Origin of the sequence: uncultured Shewanella sp. (genome assembly GCF_947497935.1) — a bacterium.
Lineage (GTDB): Bacteria > Pseudomonadota > Gammaproteobacteria > Enterobacterales > Shewanellaceae > Shewanella.
Genome location: NZ_CANMIO010000015.1, coordinates 74,544 through 91,486 on the forward strand (window position 1 = coordinate 74,544; position 16,943 = coordinate 91,486).

Annotated in this window: 12 protein-coding genes; 5 read left to right on the plus strand and 7 right to left on the minus strand. The window is 44.2% G+C overall.

Annotated features, from left to right (window positions below; all coding sequences use genetic code 11):
• Positions 1-44: 44 nt before the first annotated feature.
• Positions 45-323, plus strand: coding sequence for a peptidylprolyl isomerase PpiC (ppiC, locus tag Q1A86_RS15945; RefSeq protein ID WP_012156435.1), 279 nt, complete (start codon positions 45-47; stop codon positions 321-323).
• Between the two features lie 347 nt (positions 324-670).
• Here the strand turns inward: ppiC and Q1A86_RS15950 are convergent, their stop codons facing one another.
• From Q1A86_RS15950 to Q1A86_RS15965, 4 genes are all read right to left on the minus strand, one after another.
• Positions 671-1,765: a PQQ-dependent sugar dehydrogenase gene (locus Q1A86_RS15950; protein WP_299808496.1), complete on the minus strand. Its 1,095-nt coding sequence runs from the start codon at positions 1,763-1,765 to the stop codon at positions 671-673.
• A gap of 397 nt (positions 1,766-2,162) precedes the next feature.
• Positions 2,163-4,142, minus strand: coding sequence for a flavohemoglobin expression-modulating QEGLA motif protein (locus Q1A86_RS15955; protein ID WP_299808499.1), 1,980 nt, complete (start codon positions 4,140-4,142; stop codon positions 2,163-2,165).
• Entirely contained in the window at positions 4,126-5,163 is a 1,038-nt protein-coding gene (gene gshB, locus Q1A86_RS15960) for a glutathione synthase (protein ID WP_299808502.1), read from the minus strand. Before gshB ends, Q1A86_RS15955 begins: the two co-directional genes overlap by 17 nt.
• A gap of 498 nt (positions 5,164-5,661) precedes the next feature.
• Complete coding sequence (locus Q1A86_RS15965; protein WP_299808505.1) at positions 5,662-5,811, minus strand: GlyGly-CTERM sorting domain-containing protein; 150 nt, start codon at positions 5,809-5,811, stop codon at positions 5,662-5,664.
• A gap of 182 nt (positions 5,812-5,993) precedes the next feature.
• Here Q1A86_RS15965 and Q1A86_RS15970 point away from each other — a divergent pair, with 182 nt between their 5' ends.
• Positions 5,994-7,550: a glutamate synthase-related protein gene (locus Q1A86_RS15970; RefSeq protein ID WP_299808507.1), complete on the plus strand. Its 1,557-nt coding sequence runs from the start codon at positions 5,994-5,996 to the stop codon at positions 7,548-7,550.
• A gap of 85 nt (positions 7,551-7,635) precedes the next feature.
• Here the strand turns inward: Q1A86_RS15970 and Q1A86_RS15975 are convergent, their stop codons facing one another.
• Both Q1A86_RS15975 and glnD read right to left on the minus strand, forming a co-directional pair.
• Complete coding sequence (locus tag Q1A86_RS15975) at positions 7,636-8,226, minus strand: HAD-IB family hydrolase (RefSeq protein ID WP_299808510.1); 591 nt, start codon at positions 8,224-8,226, stop codon at positions 7,636-7,638.
• A 46-nt stretch (positions 8,227-8,272) separates the two neighbouring features.
• On the minus strand, positions 8,273-10,846 hold the full coding sequence (gene glnD / locus Q1A86_RS15980) for a [protein-PII] uridylyltransferase (protein ID WP_299808513.1): 2,574 nt from the start codon (positions 10,844-10,846) through the stop codon (positions 8,273-8,275).
• Positions 10,847-11,265: 419 nt separating this feature from the next.
• On the opposite strand from glnD, the gene Q1A86_RS15985 reads away from it, so the two are divergent.
• A complete protein-coding gene (locus tag Q1A86_RS15985; RefSeq protein WP_299808516.1) occupies positions 11,266-11,679 on the plus strand; it encodes a hypothetical protein in 414 nt (137 codons plus the stop codon).
• Between the two features lie 27 nt (positions 11,680-11,706).
• Here Q1A86_RS15985 and Q1A86_RS15990 read toward each other — a convergent pair whose 3' ends face one another.
• Positions 11,707-12,759 (minus strand): hypothetical protein, encoded by a 1,053-nt coding sequence (locus Q1A86_RS15990; RefSeq protein WP_299808519.1) that lies wholly within the window; start codon positions 12,757-12,759, stop codon positions 11,707-11,709.
• A gap of 431 nt (positions 12,760-13,190) precedes the next feature.
• On the opposite strand from Q1A86_RS15990, the gene ppk1 reads away from it, so the two are divergent.
• Both ppk1 and Q1A86_RS16000 read left to right on the plus strand, forming a co-directional pair.
• On the plus strand, positions 13,191-15,323 hold the full coding sequence (gene ppk1 / locus Q1A86_RS15995; RefSeq protein ID WP_299808522.1) for a polyphosphate kinase 1: 2,133 nt from the start codon (positions 13,191-13,193) through the stop codon (positions 15,321-15,323).
• 6 nt (positions 15,324-15,329) lie between these two features.
• Positions 15,330-16,817 (plus strand): Ppx/GppA phosphatase family protein, encoded by a 1,488-nt coding sequence (locus Q1A86_RS16000; RefSeq protein ID WP_299808525.1) that lies wholly within the window; start codon positions 15,330-15,332, stop codon positions 16,815-16,817.
• Positions 16,818-16,943: the final 126 nt, after the last annotated feature.

A 16,943-nucleotide genomic window follows, 5' to 3' on the forward strand; every position in this document is an offset into this window, starting at 1 on the left:
CGTTATAATCTCCCCAATTAGATCCAAAACCATAAAGGCCTAACATGGCACGCACCGCAGCCGCACTACACATTTTGGTTAAGCACCAAACACTTGCTGAAGATATTATCAAGCAACTTAATAAAGGCGCGAAATTCGACGTGCTTGCCAAGAAGCACTCCACTTGCCCATCAGGCAAAAAAGGTGGCAGTTTAGGTGAATTTAAGAAAGGTCAAATGGTGCCGCAGTTCGATAAAGTTTGCTTCACGGGTGAACTCATTACACCACACTTGGTTAAGACTAAGTTTGGCTGGCATGTGATCAAGGTGTTGTACAGGACCTAGGTTCTAGGGCGCTTCGCTTTAAAAGAAGGGCCTAGATCCTAGAACGCTTCGCTGCGAGGGCGGGCTCCGCCCTGCTAGGAAAAGCACAAGCTTGAGGGGCTAAAGCCCGATCTACATATTTTAGGACCTAGGTCCTAGCCCCATCTTTTCCGTGAGCGCAGCGTTCCATCAGTGACACAGTCACGTTCGTAAGACCGCCCGTCTTAGCTTTTTCCATCTTTTCCGTAAGCGCAGCGTTCCGTCAGTGACGCCGTCATGTTCGTAGGACCGCCGATCTTAGCTTTTCCTAGAACCTGCTTTTCCTAGGACCTTCTCTTAAACCTAGGACCTTCTCTTAAACCTAGAACCTATCTTTTAAGCCTATAAAGATTACCGCTATCGGTACTGAAATAGATATCCCCTTTTGGTGTCACTTCAATATCACGAATTCGCTCGCCAAGCTCTGACATTATCCGCTGTTCTGCAATAGCTTTGCCTGCATCATTGATCGTCACCACATTTATGTGAGTCAGCTTTAATGCTCCTGCTAATAACTTCCCCTTTAGCTCTGGAAACTTATCGCCTCGATATAGTGCCAAACTCCCAGGTGCGATTGAGGGGACATAGACCTTGACTGGTGGCTCGACCCCTTCTTTTAATTCTCCTTCGCCAACACTCAAGGGCCCCCAATACTCTTTACCGTGGGAAGTGATTGGCCAGCCATAGTTAGCGCCGCCTTTAATTAAGTTAATCTCATCGCCGCCGCGTGGACCATGTTCAATAGACCAAAGCCTCTGGCTCTGAGCATCAAACAATAAGCCCTGCGGGTTACGATGGCCATAGCTCCAGATCTCATCTACAACAGCCTTATCAGTAACAAATGGGTTATCAGAAGGGACACTGCCATCAGGCATCAAACGTAAAATAGTGCCTGCATGGGTCAGGGTGTCTTGGCCATTGTCTCGTACACCACGATCGCCAATGGAAAAATAGAGGGATTTATCATCAAACGCAATTCTGCTACCAAAGTGCCTGCCAGTCTCTGAGCGAGAGGTACTAACAAACAGATCCTGCCAATCAGACAGCTCACCGTTTTGATAAGTGGCTAAAGCAAGCGTGGTTGCCCCCTCTCCTTCGATATCTTTACTGTAAGTAAAATAAACTTTTTTGCGTTTTAAATCAGTATCGAAAGGTGAAAGTGCAACATCGAGTAAGCCACCTTGCCCCTCTGCCCACACACCTTTTGGCGTGAACAGTGTTTGATGCTTACCCGTTTCAAGGTTTACACGCTTTACCACGCCTTGTCTCTCTGTCACCAGTATGGTTTGCGGGTCAACATAAGCCAGTCCCCAAGGGATATTGAGTCCAGTGGCAATCTTCTCGGCCTCATAGGCGTGGGAATTGCTCGATACTGCGGCTAACAATATCAAGCCTATTTTGCTAATTGCCACTTTCATCGACATGCCAGTCCCCTTTTTTAATAACTTTTATGATTAGGTGCTAGAACGCTTCGCTTCTAGGTCCAGCATAAAGCAGTCTATTTAAGATTCAAGTGGGTATTGAGAAAGGGTATCGACATCTATTAGGTCCTAGGGTCTAGGTCGCTTCGCTGCGAGGACGGGCTCCGCCCTACTAGGAACAGCAAAGGCAAAAAGCATTACCAGTGCTCTTTCTTAGCTTTCCGGCCTTTCCCCTTCTTTGTTTTTCAGCTTTTTCGTCTCAGCTTTAACCGTCTTTTCCTAGGACCTAGAACCTGCTTTTCCGTCTTAGCTTGTACCGTCATAGATAAAAAAACGCCTTACTAAGTCAGTAGCAAGGCGTTTTTATCTTTATCGAGTATCCGTTAATAATAAACTCGGCTTAGCGAATCGCCGAAATAAGGTAATCAATCACCGCGGTTTCAGGCGTTGATTTATGCTTAAGCTCAAATAACGGCACCGGACGCTCTAACATATTGCGTTCAACCATTTCGTTTAGAATTGGCAAGTCGAGCGTACCCGCTTTACCTGCTAGCAAGTTATCTAGCGATGTCGTTTTACTTAAGTTAACGATATCTCTAAAACCTTTTAAGTACAGGAAGTCTTTGGTTAAGCCACCGCCACGGTAAACGCGAGTGGTTAAGGTAAAGGCTTGTTCTGTGGTTTGACCATATTCACGCTTAAGTGTTTCAAACGTCATCGAGAAGTCGCGCTGCTCTAGCATCAAGTTCACCGCAATCACACGCAGCGCCAAGATCTTAAGACGATTTAGGGTTAAATTACCTGAACAATACTCGCTATAAATCGCCACACCTTCTTGAGTGTGGGTATTGCCCACTAAACCTAGAGATAAGACTCTTAGCTTTTGGCGGCGAGCATTCATAGTGGTGAGCATATGCACACCAAGTTCATGGTAGGCAAACGCCACCAGCTCTTTACTGGTGAACATGGCATCTTTATTAATTAACAAGCTGCCGCGCTCATTGTTTACCATTGCCTTAGCCACGATGCGTGTCGACTTTTCAACCTTACACTTAAGTCCCCACTCATCAGCCTGCTTTTGGAATGACTTCACCGCATAAGCTGAATCATAAATAGCTTCTTCGTCATCGCCTTCAATATTTGGCGCACGCAGCAGAAACTCAGCATTGGCAATATCGTCTTTATCTGGCTGACCATAATATTTGAGCGAGTTATAGACAAACTCATCGCTGCCAATTGAGCACAAAAGATCAATCTTAGTCGCTAAGTTATCAATTACATGGCGATATAGCTGCTGAATATCCGCATCCATAATATTGGAGACTGGCAGTTTATAAAGCTGCTCGCGGAACTGATACGGATTAAGGTTTAGCTGCTTATAACTAAACTCTGGTGCAACGGCCCCTTTACGCGCTAAGAACTTCTTACGCTCACTGGCTATATTGATAGGGTTAATATACTTCAATGTCGCTACGTTACTGGCCAGCTTAAATAGGCTTTTATCCAGTGATAAGATCTCTGGTGGTAACGTTGACGAGAGTAGGTCGACATTTCTTACCGACTTACGCTTACCAAAACGGCGCATAAAATAAGCAGCAGTTTCCGACATTGCCTGCTTCACACCCGCCTTAAGCTCTTCTAAAACTAAGGGGTATAGCTCGCCAGTGGTTTCGTCCATGAATACTTTCTTCACTTCGAGTGGCAAGACTAAAGTATGATCAAAATGCGCGTTTACATGGGCAATAAGGTAACCACGGCCCTGAAATACTTCGTCTCTTGCGGCGCGTACATCTAGGTTAGGTAACTCAATCTTGCTTAACTGCTTCTCAAAACTCTGGCACGTCGTCCCCCAGCGCTCGATATCAATCTGGCTCGTACCAATATTAAAGGTCGGCGTATCGCCTTCAATTTTCTGGTAATTATAAGAGTGCACATCAAATACAATACTGTTTTTGAATTGTTTCTCTAAACGCGTCACCAAGGCACTCAATACATTATAAAAAGACTGATGCTTAGCGTGACTTTCATTACGTTGCTTGGTAGTTAAAGGCTTTTTCCACGCTGTCTTATAGTTGGTTGAATGTGCCTTAGGGCGGTTCAAGTCATATTCAAAACGTGAGTCATTACCAATCAACACAATTGGGAAAGACGACAGCATATCAGCCGTATACGGGGCCTCTGCGTACAGACGCTCTTCGGTAGTTAATGCACAAATACTTTGCAAATCATCGCGCAAATTGTGACCGTTATGGATAGCGGTACACACAAATGGAGAGTATTCATCAATTTTGACCGTGAACGAGCCCGACTCGACTTCTGCATGGAAGCATTCGCCTTTATTAATTAACGCTATACACTCTTTTTCAGATAACCTGAGCATCTTCAATCGCCTTTCTAAATTCAGTTTTTCTTGTACTTAATGCTTCTTTCGCATTAATCACATTTTCAATAAAATCAATAACCTTTTTCTGTAGCTTAACGTTGTTTAGCTTATTAATACGCATAATACCACCAGGGCTTTGCACATTAACTTCAATCAACTTTTCGTTGATAACGTCGATTCCAACAAAGAATAAGCCATCACGCACAAGCTTAGGTCCAATTTGCTTACACAACTCTCTTTCTTTCTTCGTCAGCGTATGCTTCACCACACTGCCACCTGCGTGAATGTTTGAACGAACCTCGCCCTCAGCCGGAACACGCTTCATCGCACCGATAGGTTCACCATTTAGCATGAGAATACGCACATCGCCCTCATCGGCGCCCTCGACATACTCTTGCAAGATAACGTAATTACCGCCTTTGCCGCTATTGATATAGAACTGCAATAGAGAGTGAAAACTTTTCTGCGCCGCTTTCTCGACCAGAATCACGCCTTGGCCACCAAAACCATCAAGAGGCTTCATGATCATCTTTTCGGTCTTAGATTCACGCAGCACTTGCTCTAAATACTCAGGCGTTTTCGACACATGAGTCACCGGAATAAAGGTGTTATTGGGATCATCAAATGAGGCGGTGTACAGCTTATTATTGGCGATACGTAAACCGTCGATATCATTCATGATGAACACGTCATCGCGTACCGAATCGAGAAAGTTAAGCGCAATAGGGTCAAGCGGTGGGCTAGCGCGCATAAAAATGCTGTCAAAGCCCGCTAGCGGCAACTGAATCGTTTTAAACTCAGCCTTTTTATAGAAAGAAACGATGTTGTTTGGCGTTGGCTGCTCTTTATTGAATACTTGGCAAAATGCACTAGCCTCTGAGTCGCGCATGGTTAAGTTACTTGTGGTTGCGAGTGCAACGGTATGGCCTCTGGCAACACACTCATGAATTAACCGCAGCGTGGTGTCGGTTTCAGGCACAATAGTCGACCACGGGTACATCAAAAATAGAATATTCAATCGGATCTCTTTTTAAAACGGAATGCTCTAAAGATCTTGGGCCAGATGGTGGCTTGGGGAGGTGTAGAGTATTCAAAATAAACAACACAATGACTTAGCTGAAAAAGCCTAAACCGGACTATGGCATCTATCTATCAATACAAGTTGAACTAGATATGGTGGCGCTAATTTACACCAAATTTTCAAATTGGAATATAAATAATTACCACAAAAGAAAATAAAATTATTCACGGTATTACACACAAGTTGGCAACAGTCATATCTCTCTTAACGTCAATCTAGCCAAAGAACAAAATTAGCTTAAAATCAGAGTCATAACATGTAATTTCGAGTAAGGAAATGCAAATTAAAAACATAAAAAAATGCAGCAATAGGCTTATCTCATTAGCCGTTAATAAAACAGACGTACATGAGATAAATTTTTCAGATTATCAAAGCCGACGTAATGTCAGCATAAAAAACGCAGCCATTAGGCTGCGTTGTATATCAATTAAACACTTACTTGTAGAGCTGACGATACCCTGCAATTAATATCAGATATAACAAAGCTAAATACCCAAAAGCACCACCGGAAGAGCCTGATTCCGTTTCTTTAGGTGCTTCGTTCACGGTCAAACTAACTACCGCCTCACTCACCTCTTCAGCCACATCATTTACTCTATAAGTAAAACTGTCACTTCCACTAAAACCTCCAACCTAAATTAGAACGGTGAATCTGAACTTCAAACCCAGCTCTAGACCATCAATCTAAGGGCCAAATCTTCAGCGTCATCGTTTTATGACTATCCTTTATTCAATGCACCTATAAAAACTAAGTCTGAGGTAACAGGATGAAGCCGATAATCGCAGATATTAAGCCCATTAAAGTTAGCCTAACAAAAGGTAAAGAATACTATTTTTGCCGTTGTGGCCGCTCAAAGAGCCAACCGTTTTGCGACGGTTCCCATGCTGGAACCAATATCAAACCTCAGCAATTTATTGCCGATAAATCTGAAGATGCCTATCTATGCCAGTGCAAGCATACCGCAAACGCGCCCTTCTGTGACGGATCGCATAAGCAGTTCACAGCAAATGATATTGGCAAAGCCCCTGCTCAGGGAAAAGAACAGAAAGAGGCAACAACAGCAGGTCAAGCTGCTCCCATCGCTCGCAATACAGCTGAAGAGCCAACGCTTGAATATATCCACATGCTGGCTCGAGAAGGCTTAGCAAGAGTCGGCCATCATGGCCCGATGACATCTATGGGCGTGCCACGCAATCAGCTGCCCCACTGGGACGACTTACAACTCATGGTGGCGCAAATGGCCACTAAACCCTTAATGGAAGATGTGGAGGTCACAACCGAGCTCGTTATAGGCCCACAGGCAAGAAAGCCACTCAAATTAGCCATCCCTCTATTTGTTTCAGATATGAGCTTTGGTTCGTTATCCCAAGAGGCTAAAATTGCACTCGCTCGTGGTGCCGAATTGTCGGGCACGGGGATCTGCTCCGGAGAGGGCGGGATGCTTAGCGATGAGCAAGCCGAAAATTCACGTTATTTTTATGAGTTAGCCAGCGCAAAGTTTGGCTATAAGGAAGCCTTACTTTGCAAAGTTCAAAGCTTTCACTTTAAGGGAGGGCAAGGTGCTAAAACAGGTACCGGCGGTCACCTGCCAGCGAGTAAGAATGTCGGAAAAATATCTGAAGTGCGTGGTTTACCTGAGGGGGTCGACGCCATCTCTCCACCAACTTTTACCGAGCTAAAAAGCAGCGCCGACTTTAAACGTTTTGCCGATCGAGTTAGAGAATTGTCTGGTGGCATTCCAATCGGCTTTAAGCTCAGTGCTAATCATATCGAGCGCGATATTCAATTCGCCCTCGACGCCAGTGCCGACTACATCATACTCGATGGTAGAGGCGGCGGAACCGGAGCGGCGCCTGAAATTTTTCGCGACCATATTAGCGTACCGACGATTCCCGCAATAGCTAGAGCAAGGCGTTACCTTGACCAACAAGGCGAAAGTAGTCGAGTCACTTTAATCGCCACTGGTGGCATACGGACTCCCATCGACTTTGTGAAAGCCATGGCCTTAGGCGTCGATGGTGTGGCGGTATCGAATAGCGCCATGCAGTCGATAGGCTGCGTTGCCGCTCGAATGTGCAATACCAATAATTGCCCTGCGGGTATTGCCACTCAAAAATCTGATCTGCGTCAAAGGCTCAATATTGATAAATCTGCCAAGCAATTACACAACTTTTTTCAAGCCTCTGTCGAGCTAATGCAAGTGATGGCCCGCGCCTGTGGTCATAACGATCTGAGCCAGTTTAATAAAGATGACTTAGCCACCTGGCATATTGAGATGGCTCGCTTAACTGGGGTCAAATACTCAGGGTTTATCGAGCCTTAATACCTGCCATTGCTCAATCTTTCAATAAAATAGCCATTTCAATAAAAAAGCCCTGATTACTCAATCAGGGCTTTTTAGTCGCAGCTTACTGCTCTACACCTTGCATAAAGGCTTTGTCGGCCAGTGACAGCATGGCAAGATCTTCTTTAGTATCGCCATAAGCGTAGACTTGGCTAAAAGCGTTTAAGTCAAACTGTTGCGATACCTTGTCGGCCTTAGCAGTGCAGCTGCAATCTCCCGCGCTGTAATAACCACTATAGCGCATGTCTTCGCTTGCCATTTCACTACAGATAAGCTGGATATTCATCATCTCGCACCAAGGTTTAAGGTAAAGATCGAGCGAAGCTGAGACCAAGACAATGGTGGCACCATCATCTTGATGTTGTTTGAGTATTTGCATTGCATCTAAGCGAATATGCTTAGGGATGATTTTGTCTGCATAAGCGCGCCCTATCGCATCGACACATAACTTATTGCGGCCAGCAAAGGCAAAGAAACTCACAAGCGGTCTAAGCTTTCTAGCTGGGATCAGACCTAGTCTGTATAACAGATAAAGAGGAGACATAAACACTATGCCAAGCACTAATCGTGCTGGCGTGGCGGAGTAGAGAATAAACTTGGTAAACATATCTTGATGAGTCAAGGTACCATCAAAATCAAACAAAACCAGCTTCAAGCCACTCTCCTAAACGACTACCATATAGTGGGCTATTCTACAGCTTTTACGCGATCTCTTCTTCGATAATATCCACCAACTTTAGCTGCTCATCATGACCAAAAGAGGTTTTCTCGGCATTAGAAACCAGGAATACGTTTTCGGTACATTCGCCTAAGGTACTTATTTTTGCCGAGTGAATACTCAGATTCTGCTCAGATAATAGATTACAGATCTGCTCCAGGTACATAGGATCATCTAAGGTATTAACCTTAAGCAAGGCTCTGTTTTTCTTGGTAGTGTGCAGCACTGTAACCACAGGAGGACTATCAAAGTTCTTTAAGGCTCTAGGTGTAACCAGCTTCCTAGGTCTATCTTTTTGATCAACCGCGCGATAGATGCGCTTAACGATTTGCTCTATTCTTGGCTCATCATCAATAGGCTCATCTTTATGATCGAGCACCTTGATGATTTCTAACACTTGACCATCTTTGGTCTGCATCATTTGAGCGTCTTTCACCTTGAGTTTAGAGCTAGCTAAGGTCTTAAATAGATCGACAAAAAGCTTAGGCCTGTCTTCGGTATAAACATAGATACTGGTAAAGCCATTATCACCATTCTTACCGACCAAAACCCGTGTTGTGCCTGCAACCCCTTCGAGCAGCCCCTGACTTATTTCAACGATATCTTCTACTGAATTACCACTGAAGAAATTATTTGGCAAACTGTGCCAAAACTTAGTTAGACGCTCTTCATCAATCCCAAGTTTTATAAGCTCCACCTTAGCGTCGGTCTGATTCTCACGAATGACGGTTCGCACCTCAAAGATATTTTCTATTCCCTGTTTTAACGCGTCACGAAGCGCCATATACAAGAGAGTTAATTGACTCTCCTGCCAATCGTTCCAGTAACTTTCGTTAGTCGCCATCATATCGGCGATGGTAAATAGAAACAGGGCGTTGAGCTTATCTTGCGAGCCGATGGTTTTAGCCAAGTGCTTAATCACGTCCGGCTCACTGATATCTTGAGTTTGAATAGCGCTGATCAATAGGTCTTGATTGGCCACTAGCCAATAGATTAACGCCGTGGTTGATGCTTTTAATAGGTGCTCTTCAGCCAATTCTTTAGCCTGAATAGCACTCAACTCACTGTTCTCTATCGCCTGCTTACCGGAAAGGTGATGACAAAGCGTTGCAAACACCAGCGCAAACCGATTACCGATATTTTGATAAACCGAATAGGTGAGGCTATTCTTCTTATTCAGTGCAAAGCTGTCGATATATTGAATCGTTTTAAAGGTGTGCTCATCCACGGTAAAGGCGTTATGCATATCAAACTGCATTTGACCTTCAATGGCATGCCACTGTGAGCAATATGCCGCTAATACACCGTATCGATGCATCAAGCCAAGGCATTTACGCAGACCTTTAGGGTGAGACAAGATAGCTAAAAACTCTTCACGACACCCCTGATAATCTTGTAACTCACCGAGCAGTCCACGGCGGGTCTGCCTAAGTAACCTTAGTGTTTGCGGCGCAATACCATCAATATTATCGTTTTCGGCAATAAGCTTGAACATACGTATGACCTGGCGCTTATCAATGAAGGCTTGGGTAAACTTCACTTCAATGAGCCCATTACAGACACTGAAATACTTATCAATAGATTGCAAATTACCCCGCTCGGTTTCATTTAGGGTATCGAGCTTAAACGAGTCACAGATGATCTGATTGAGCTCTCGTACGCGAGTCATTGCCCTAAAGAGCTGGCGCATCATACGCTCAATCGCCAGCTGACTATTATCACCTTGGCCAAATTGCATAAACTCGGCTACAGCGGCTTGATGCTCAAACAGCAATACATCCTGCGCCGATTGCGTCACGCAGTGCAACGCCCACCTGACACGGCAGATAAAATCATAAGCTTCTAATAACTCATAAACTTCATCTTGCTGTAAGAAGCCGATGGTTTTAAGGGCATTGGCATTGGCTAGTGAGAAGTGCTTCTGCGCAATCCACATAATCGTGTGCACATCGCGTAGGCCGCCGGGGTTATTCTTAAGATTAGGCTCCAAATAAAGCGCGGTGTTGAGTGCCTTATTGTGTCTAGCTTGCTGCTCAGCCATTTTGGCGTCGTAAAAAGACAGGCTGGTCCACAACTCATTTTGATAGAGCTGCTCTTTAATGGTCTGGGCATGTTTTTTCGAGCCGACTAGACAGCGGATATCGAGCAGGTTGGTGGCAATGGTAATATCGGAGCTTGCAGACTCTATCGATTCAGAGAGGGTTCTAACTGTTTGGCCTATATCTAAGCCAAAATCCCAGAGATGGGTGAGAAAAAGCGATAATTGTTCTTGCTGCTGCGGGGTTAACTCTTGTTCTAAGATGATGGCTAAATCAATATCAGATCTAGGATGCAGCGCCCTTCGACCATATCCTCCCACCGCATTAAGCGACATAGAGGTATTATGCAGGTTGTACATCTTCCATAATGAAACCAACATTTCGTCTATATGCTTAGCACGCCTCTTTAGTAGAGTCTGCACCGGCAGTGTTAAAAACTGCTCGTTAAGCATTTCGTCGAAGGTTTTTATATGAAACTTCAACTCCGAGAGAGAATTCAGTTCCAATAAACTAGACATAATAAGGCTCTTTCCTATTCGCTATATAACCACTGACTTACACCTTAATAAATTAAGGAGTATGACAACATTCAACGTTCTAATTAGCCCGCAGAAAACATGATTTAACTGGATTAATCGCATCACAACCATAACAATTGCAAGACTTTTATTCAACAAGGCGCCACCTTATCTAACCTGTCCCCCCGTAAACTTAGGCTTGATTTATCAATGAAATAGCATTGCAACACTCAACAATACTACAGGCATCATTAGACTAACCGGCCTGCGCCACCTATCGATAAGCACCTTGAATAATAACAAGTTAACGATATTTACCCATTTAAGCGAATAGAGTAGTCTGTGGCGTTCAACGGACAATTCTAAAGCCATCGGCAATAATATTAAAATTGCATGGTTATGACACTGAAGGCGACTCAATGAAGCAGAAAATCGTATTAGTGAAGAGCTATTTCGCCAAGATTGAAACTGATAAACGCGAAGAGATGTGGGCCGCTAAGCCCAAGACATCGGAATTTGAATATTCCACCTGTAAAATTGATAACCAGCGGCTCAATACCGATCTACAGCTAGCAATAGAAAGTCTCAACAATGATGGTTATAAGGTTGTGCAGATAACGCCTGTTCTCTCTGGCGATTTTGCCTTTGAAGATCACTTCAGTGATCCGCACTTGCTAGGTAATGGCGTCACTACGTCTGGTGGCTACGGCTACGGATTCTCCTACACCGACAGCTTGATTATCCTAGCCGAGCAAGTAACGGAGCCCTCAAGCAATCCTGTAGTACCAAGTCTTGATGACGAAGACGGCGCCATAGCAACCAACTCAGTCTAATTAAGCAATTTATGGTCCTGCTGCGAGCTACACATTCTGAAATAACACTTCGACTGTAAAGGTAAGGATGAACTGATTAATCCGCATCGAAAACTCATCCTCTTTACTCCAATTATATTCAGGCGTGATGGCAAAGAATAACCAGTCTCTGGCGTAGTTTTGTCTGTAGGTCACGCTAATACTGGCATCTTTAACATAATGATAAGGCTCATCGACACCGTAAATACCGGCCTGATAACTCAATGCCTGTTTATTATTGATGTACTGATAAACCTTAAAGCTCGATCCAAACTCCCAGCCGTTATCTCGATTTTCATATTGAGCTGCAGCGCTCCAACGTGCAACGAAGGTCTCGTTAAAGGCATGCTCGATATCAAACTCGGTTGATTCACCAGTTACCTTCTTCTCTTGATATAGTTTTTGGGTCAATCGCGTCACAGTGCTGTCTGAAATGGGGTAGGTGTAGCGCCATCTCGCTTCTACTTTTGGTTTGAAGTTAGCCTTAATATTAAAGCTGACACGATCTTTTGCGTACCAGTCATATCTCAGGCCGATATCCCTCTCACTATTGGCATCAGTAGACTTGATAAAGGCAAAAGGATCGTCCTCTCCAGTCGAGTCTAAGATAAGCTTTAAACGCTTTGTCACCCCAGGCAAATTTAACCTAGCATTGAGGTTGGCTCTATATTTAAAGCCCTCTTTTTCATAGTACGAAAAGTCATTATACCAGCGAACGATAGTGCCAGCTCTCGCATCGTCTTCGACTCTGTCATCAACAAAAAAGCTATCAAACCAGATCGCCGGTTGGCAAAACTTAGTATTGAGATAATTAAACGCCTTATCTATTCGGCCTTCCATTTGAGACTCGCTATAACAAGGGTCATCTTCCTCGTCTTCATCACCTGAGTTAAGCGAAACATCAGCCTCAGGGTTATTTTCAGGATCGGCAGCGGTCTGAGTTTGACTCTCACGAGTTTCAACTTCAGCAGGTACTTCTGAGGCTTGTGCAGCTGCAGCAAAGGGGGAATAACACCCAAAGACAAGAAGTAAGGATAAGCACTTAGCTAACAATTGTGGCACTCAATGCACAATAAACGTTTCATAATAGTATCACTCATTACACCGGCTTTACATCCGTACTATGACCCAGCATACGGCGATTAAAATAAGCATTTATGAATATATAAGCCACAGCCTATAAGCAAGCTGCCCCCAGTGATAGCTGCCAGTAAACCTGTCGTAACCATTGATTATTACTTAAATGCCTCTTCGGCTACGCAAACCCGACTATGCATTTTTTCACTATGGCAACTTCGACAATAGCGTCCAGCGTGAGCATTTAGTTGCAGTCTCTTATGTGACCGATAGTTTTGATCATCTAAGGAGTACTTCAATAAAAGTGTCATATAAACTCAATAAACTGACGGTATATGGAGTAAGAATCTATCTAGCAGGATGCGCTAGCGATTAGCTCAACGATGTATTTAAGCTGAATCAAAATAGGATAGGCCGTGTCTTCAATCACCCCAGATGTATTTATCGACAAAGAGCTTTCTTGGCTATCTTTCAACGAGCGAGTATTGCAGGAAGCCTGCGATAAAGCTGTACCGCTAATAGAAAGGGTCAAGTTTTTAGGGATCTACTCCAGTAATATGGATGAGTTTTTTAAAGTCAGAGTTGCCGCCGTAAGACGTGAAATTTTACTCGCTGCCCCCGATGCTCCCTGTAAAAACCAAGAGCTGATGAATAGGATCCACGCTAAGGTACTTAAGCTGCAAGATCATTTCGACGAAACCTATCATGCATTGATGAAAGCCCTAGCGAGAGAAAATATCTTTCTGATCAATGAAAAGCAACTCAGTGACTTTCATAGTGCCTGGCTAAGAAAGTACTTTAAAGACCAGCTCATTCGTCATATTGCACCACTGATCATTACCAAACAGAACAAGCTCATCAACAATATCGATGATGACTCCACCTACCTTTGTACTAGCTTGCAAAAGGGAGATAAGAGTCGCTATGCATTTGTGAAGCTCCCCAACACAAACCTGCCTCGCTTTATTGAGCTCCCCCATGAGAAGTCGAGTAAGAACAGACACTATATCTTGCTCGACAACATAATTCGTCACTGTATCGACCAGCTGTTTCAACCTTTCTTTGACTACGACAACATCGAAGTCTACTCCATGAAGATGACCCGAGATGCTGAATTTGATATTACCGATGAGCTTGAAAAGACTCAACTTGAACAGATGAGTAACGCCATTCGTAAGCGCTTGCAGGCGCAGCCCGTCAGATTGGTGTTCGATCGGAATATGCCAAGTTCCATGCTAAAAATGCTAAAGCGCAGCCTGAGCATCAGCTCAACCGAATGCTTAGTGCCTGGTGGGCGTTACCACAGCTTTAAAGACTTTATGGACTTCCCAAAATCGAGTCGTCGTAAGCATAGCTACGAAAAAGTGTCTGCGATTGAGAGTAGCCAATTCAGTGCCTTCAGTAACAGCTTCGATGCAATAAAGCACGATGATATTGTACTTAACTACCCTTATCATAAGTTTTCACACTTCACCGAGTTAGTCCGCCAAGCCGCATTCGATCCGGCGGTACATTCAATTAAGATCAACCTCTACCGCGTTGCCAAAAATAGCCACATCATGCAGTCGCTTATCGATGCAGTGCAAAATGGCAAACAAGTCACCGCCGTTATCGAACTCAGGGCTCGTTTCGATGAGCAGTCCAATATCGATTGGACCAAACGTTTAGACGAAGCGGGAGTAAAGGTGCATCATGGGATCCCAAGCTTAAAAGTGCACTCTAAACTATGCCTAATAAGCCGCAAAGAGGGGGATGGAACCCAGCTATACGCACACATTGGTTCTGGTAACTTTAATGAAGGCACGGCACGCTTTTATACTGACTTCTCGCTGTTTACCGCTAACCAAGCCATTGCCCGAGAGGTCAAACACGTCTTTGATCTGCTTAAGCGCCCGTATCAACGCGATCATTTCGAACACCTCATTGTGTCGCCGTTTAATTCAAGACAACAATGGCTCAAGCTTATCGATGATGAAATTGATAATGCAAAGCTAAGTAAGCCCGCTGCAATCACGTTAAAACTGAATAACTTGGTCGATAAGCCTATGGTAGAAAAACTGTACCAAGCCTCTCAAGCTGGTGTAGATATTAAGCTGATTATTCGCGGCATGTGCATACTCATCCCACAGCTTGTTGGCGTCAGTGACAATATCGAGGTTTATAGTATTGTTGACCGCTATTTAGAGCATTCCCGAGTCATGCTGTTTCATGCCAATGGCGAACAAAAACTCTTTTTCGGCTCATCAGATTGGATGACACGCAACCTTGACGAACGAGTCGAAGTTTGCACACCAATATACAGCCAAAATCTCAAAAAAATGATTATCGACACTCTCAATATCCAGCTGAGCGATAACACTAAGTCCCGTCTTATCGATCAAGAGCAAAGTAACCTATACAAGTCTCGCGGTAATCGAAAAAAAGTACGTAGCCAGATGGCTATTCAGCAATATTTACAAGGTTACGAAGCCACACAAGCGCAAAAACTGGCTAACTCCCCGACCCCAATCATTTATTGGCAAACAGACAAAATACAAAAAAAGGCTTAACTCAACGTGTCACAGCAAGACAACTCACTACACTTTGTTGCCATCGATATGGGCTCAAATAGCTTTCACCTAGTGATAGCGAGAGAGCAAGATGGCACCATTCAGACACTACATAAAGAAAAACGCCAAGTTCAGCTTGCTGACGGCATTGCTGCAAACGGCTTATTAGATTGCCAAGCCATTGAGCGGGGCCTCACTTGCTTAACTGAGTTTCATCAACGTTTTTCAGGACTTGAACAGACACGAGTTAGACTCGTCGCAACCCATGCCCTGAGAGTCGCCAAAAATGCCCGCCAGTTTATTAAGGCTGCTAGCAAAATTATCCCCTACCCAATAGAGATCGTTTCTGGACATGAGGAGGCGCGATTAATCTACAGCGGGATCTGCAATAGCCAAAGCCTGCAAGCACGTAACTTAGTGATCGATATTGGCGGTGGTTCAACCGAAGTCGTGATAGGTAAGCAAACTAAAGCTAACGCACTAGCCAGCCTAAAATGTGGTTGTGTTAGCTATAACAAACGCTTCTTTTCTAGCGGCGTACTCGACAAAGCTAGTTTCAAGGCGGCTCAAGCCGCCGCGGATAAACAGTTCTCTTTACTGCCCAATGCCTATTTTAAGGGAGATTGGCCATTGGTTCTCGGTAGCTCCGGCAGCGTCAAAGCAATATATGAAGCGATAAATGACCAGTTAGATCCCCCAGTTGATATCACCTTAGAAAGCCTAATTAAGCTCAAATGTGATCTGCTAGAAGTTGGCCATATCGACAAGATAAATCTGCCCGATTTAGATCCTAAACGTATCCCACTGTTGGCGGCAGGCCTGTGTATTTTAATCAGCTTTTTCAAACGCCTCGCCGTAGATTCAATGCAAGTTGCTCAAGGCGCTTTAAGAGAAGGGATCTTGTATGAATTAGCACACATAGGCCAACAGAAAAGCATTAAGCAACGCACTGTCACCAGTCTTGCTAGGCTTTATCACGCAGACCCTGTACAGGCGGGGAATGTCAGTAGCTCGGTAGTCCATCTATTTGAGCAAGTTAAGACTTCTTGGCCGATAGCCCACTACCTATGGCTGCTTGAGAGCGCCGCCGAACTGCATGAGATAGGCATACATATTAATTCTCGCTCCCACCAAAAACATGGTGGCTACATCATTGAAAATAGCGATCTGCCAGGGTTTAGTCAGCAACAGCAAAACCTATTAACACTGCTGGTGTTAAACCATAGGAAACGAGTTAACCTATATAGAATTGAACAGCTAGAGCCTGAAGAGAAGCGACTCGTGACCAGGCTGCTAGTTATTTTCCGTCTAGCCATAGTGCTAAACCTTGGACGAATTAACACTGAAACTGTGCAGGTGCAAATTGAGGCCCATGACAATCATGTCAGCTTAAGGCTGCCCTCGACGCTTGATGAAGAAGCTCGACTACTGAGACGAGATTTAGCCACGGAGCAATCTAAGATAGCCAAACTTGGCATTAAGCTGCAATTTTAAGTGCAGAGGATATAAGCAGTGAAATGTCTGCACTGAAATATCAGCTCTAGAATGTAAGCTCTTAAATATATGTACTGAGGATATAAGTTCTGAAATAAAGAGGAGCAGCCTCAAGCCACTCCTCAT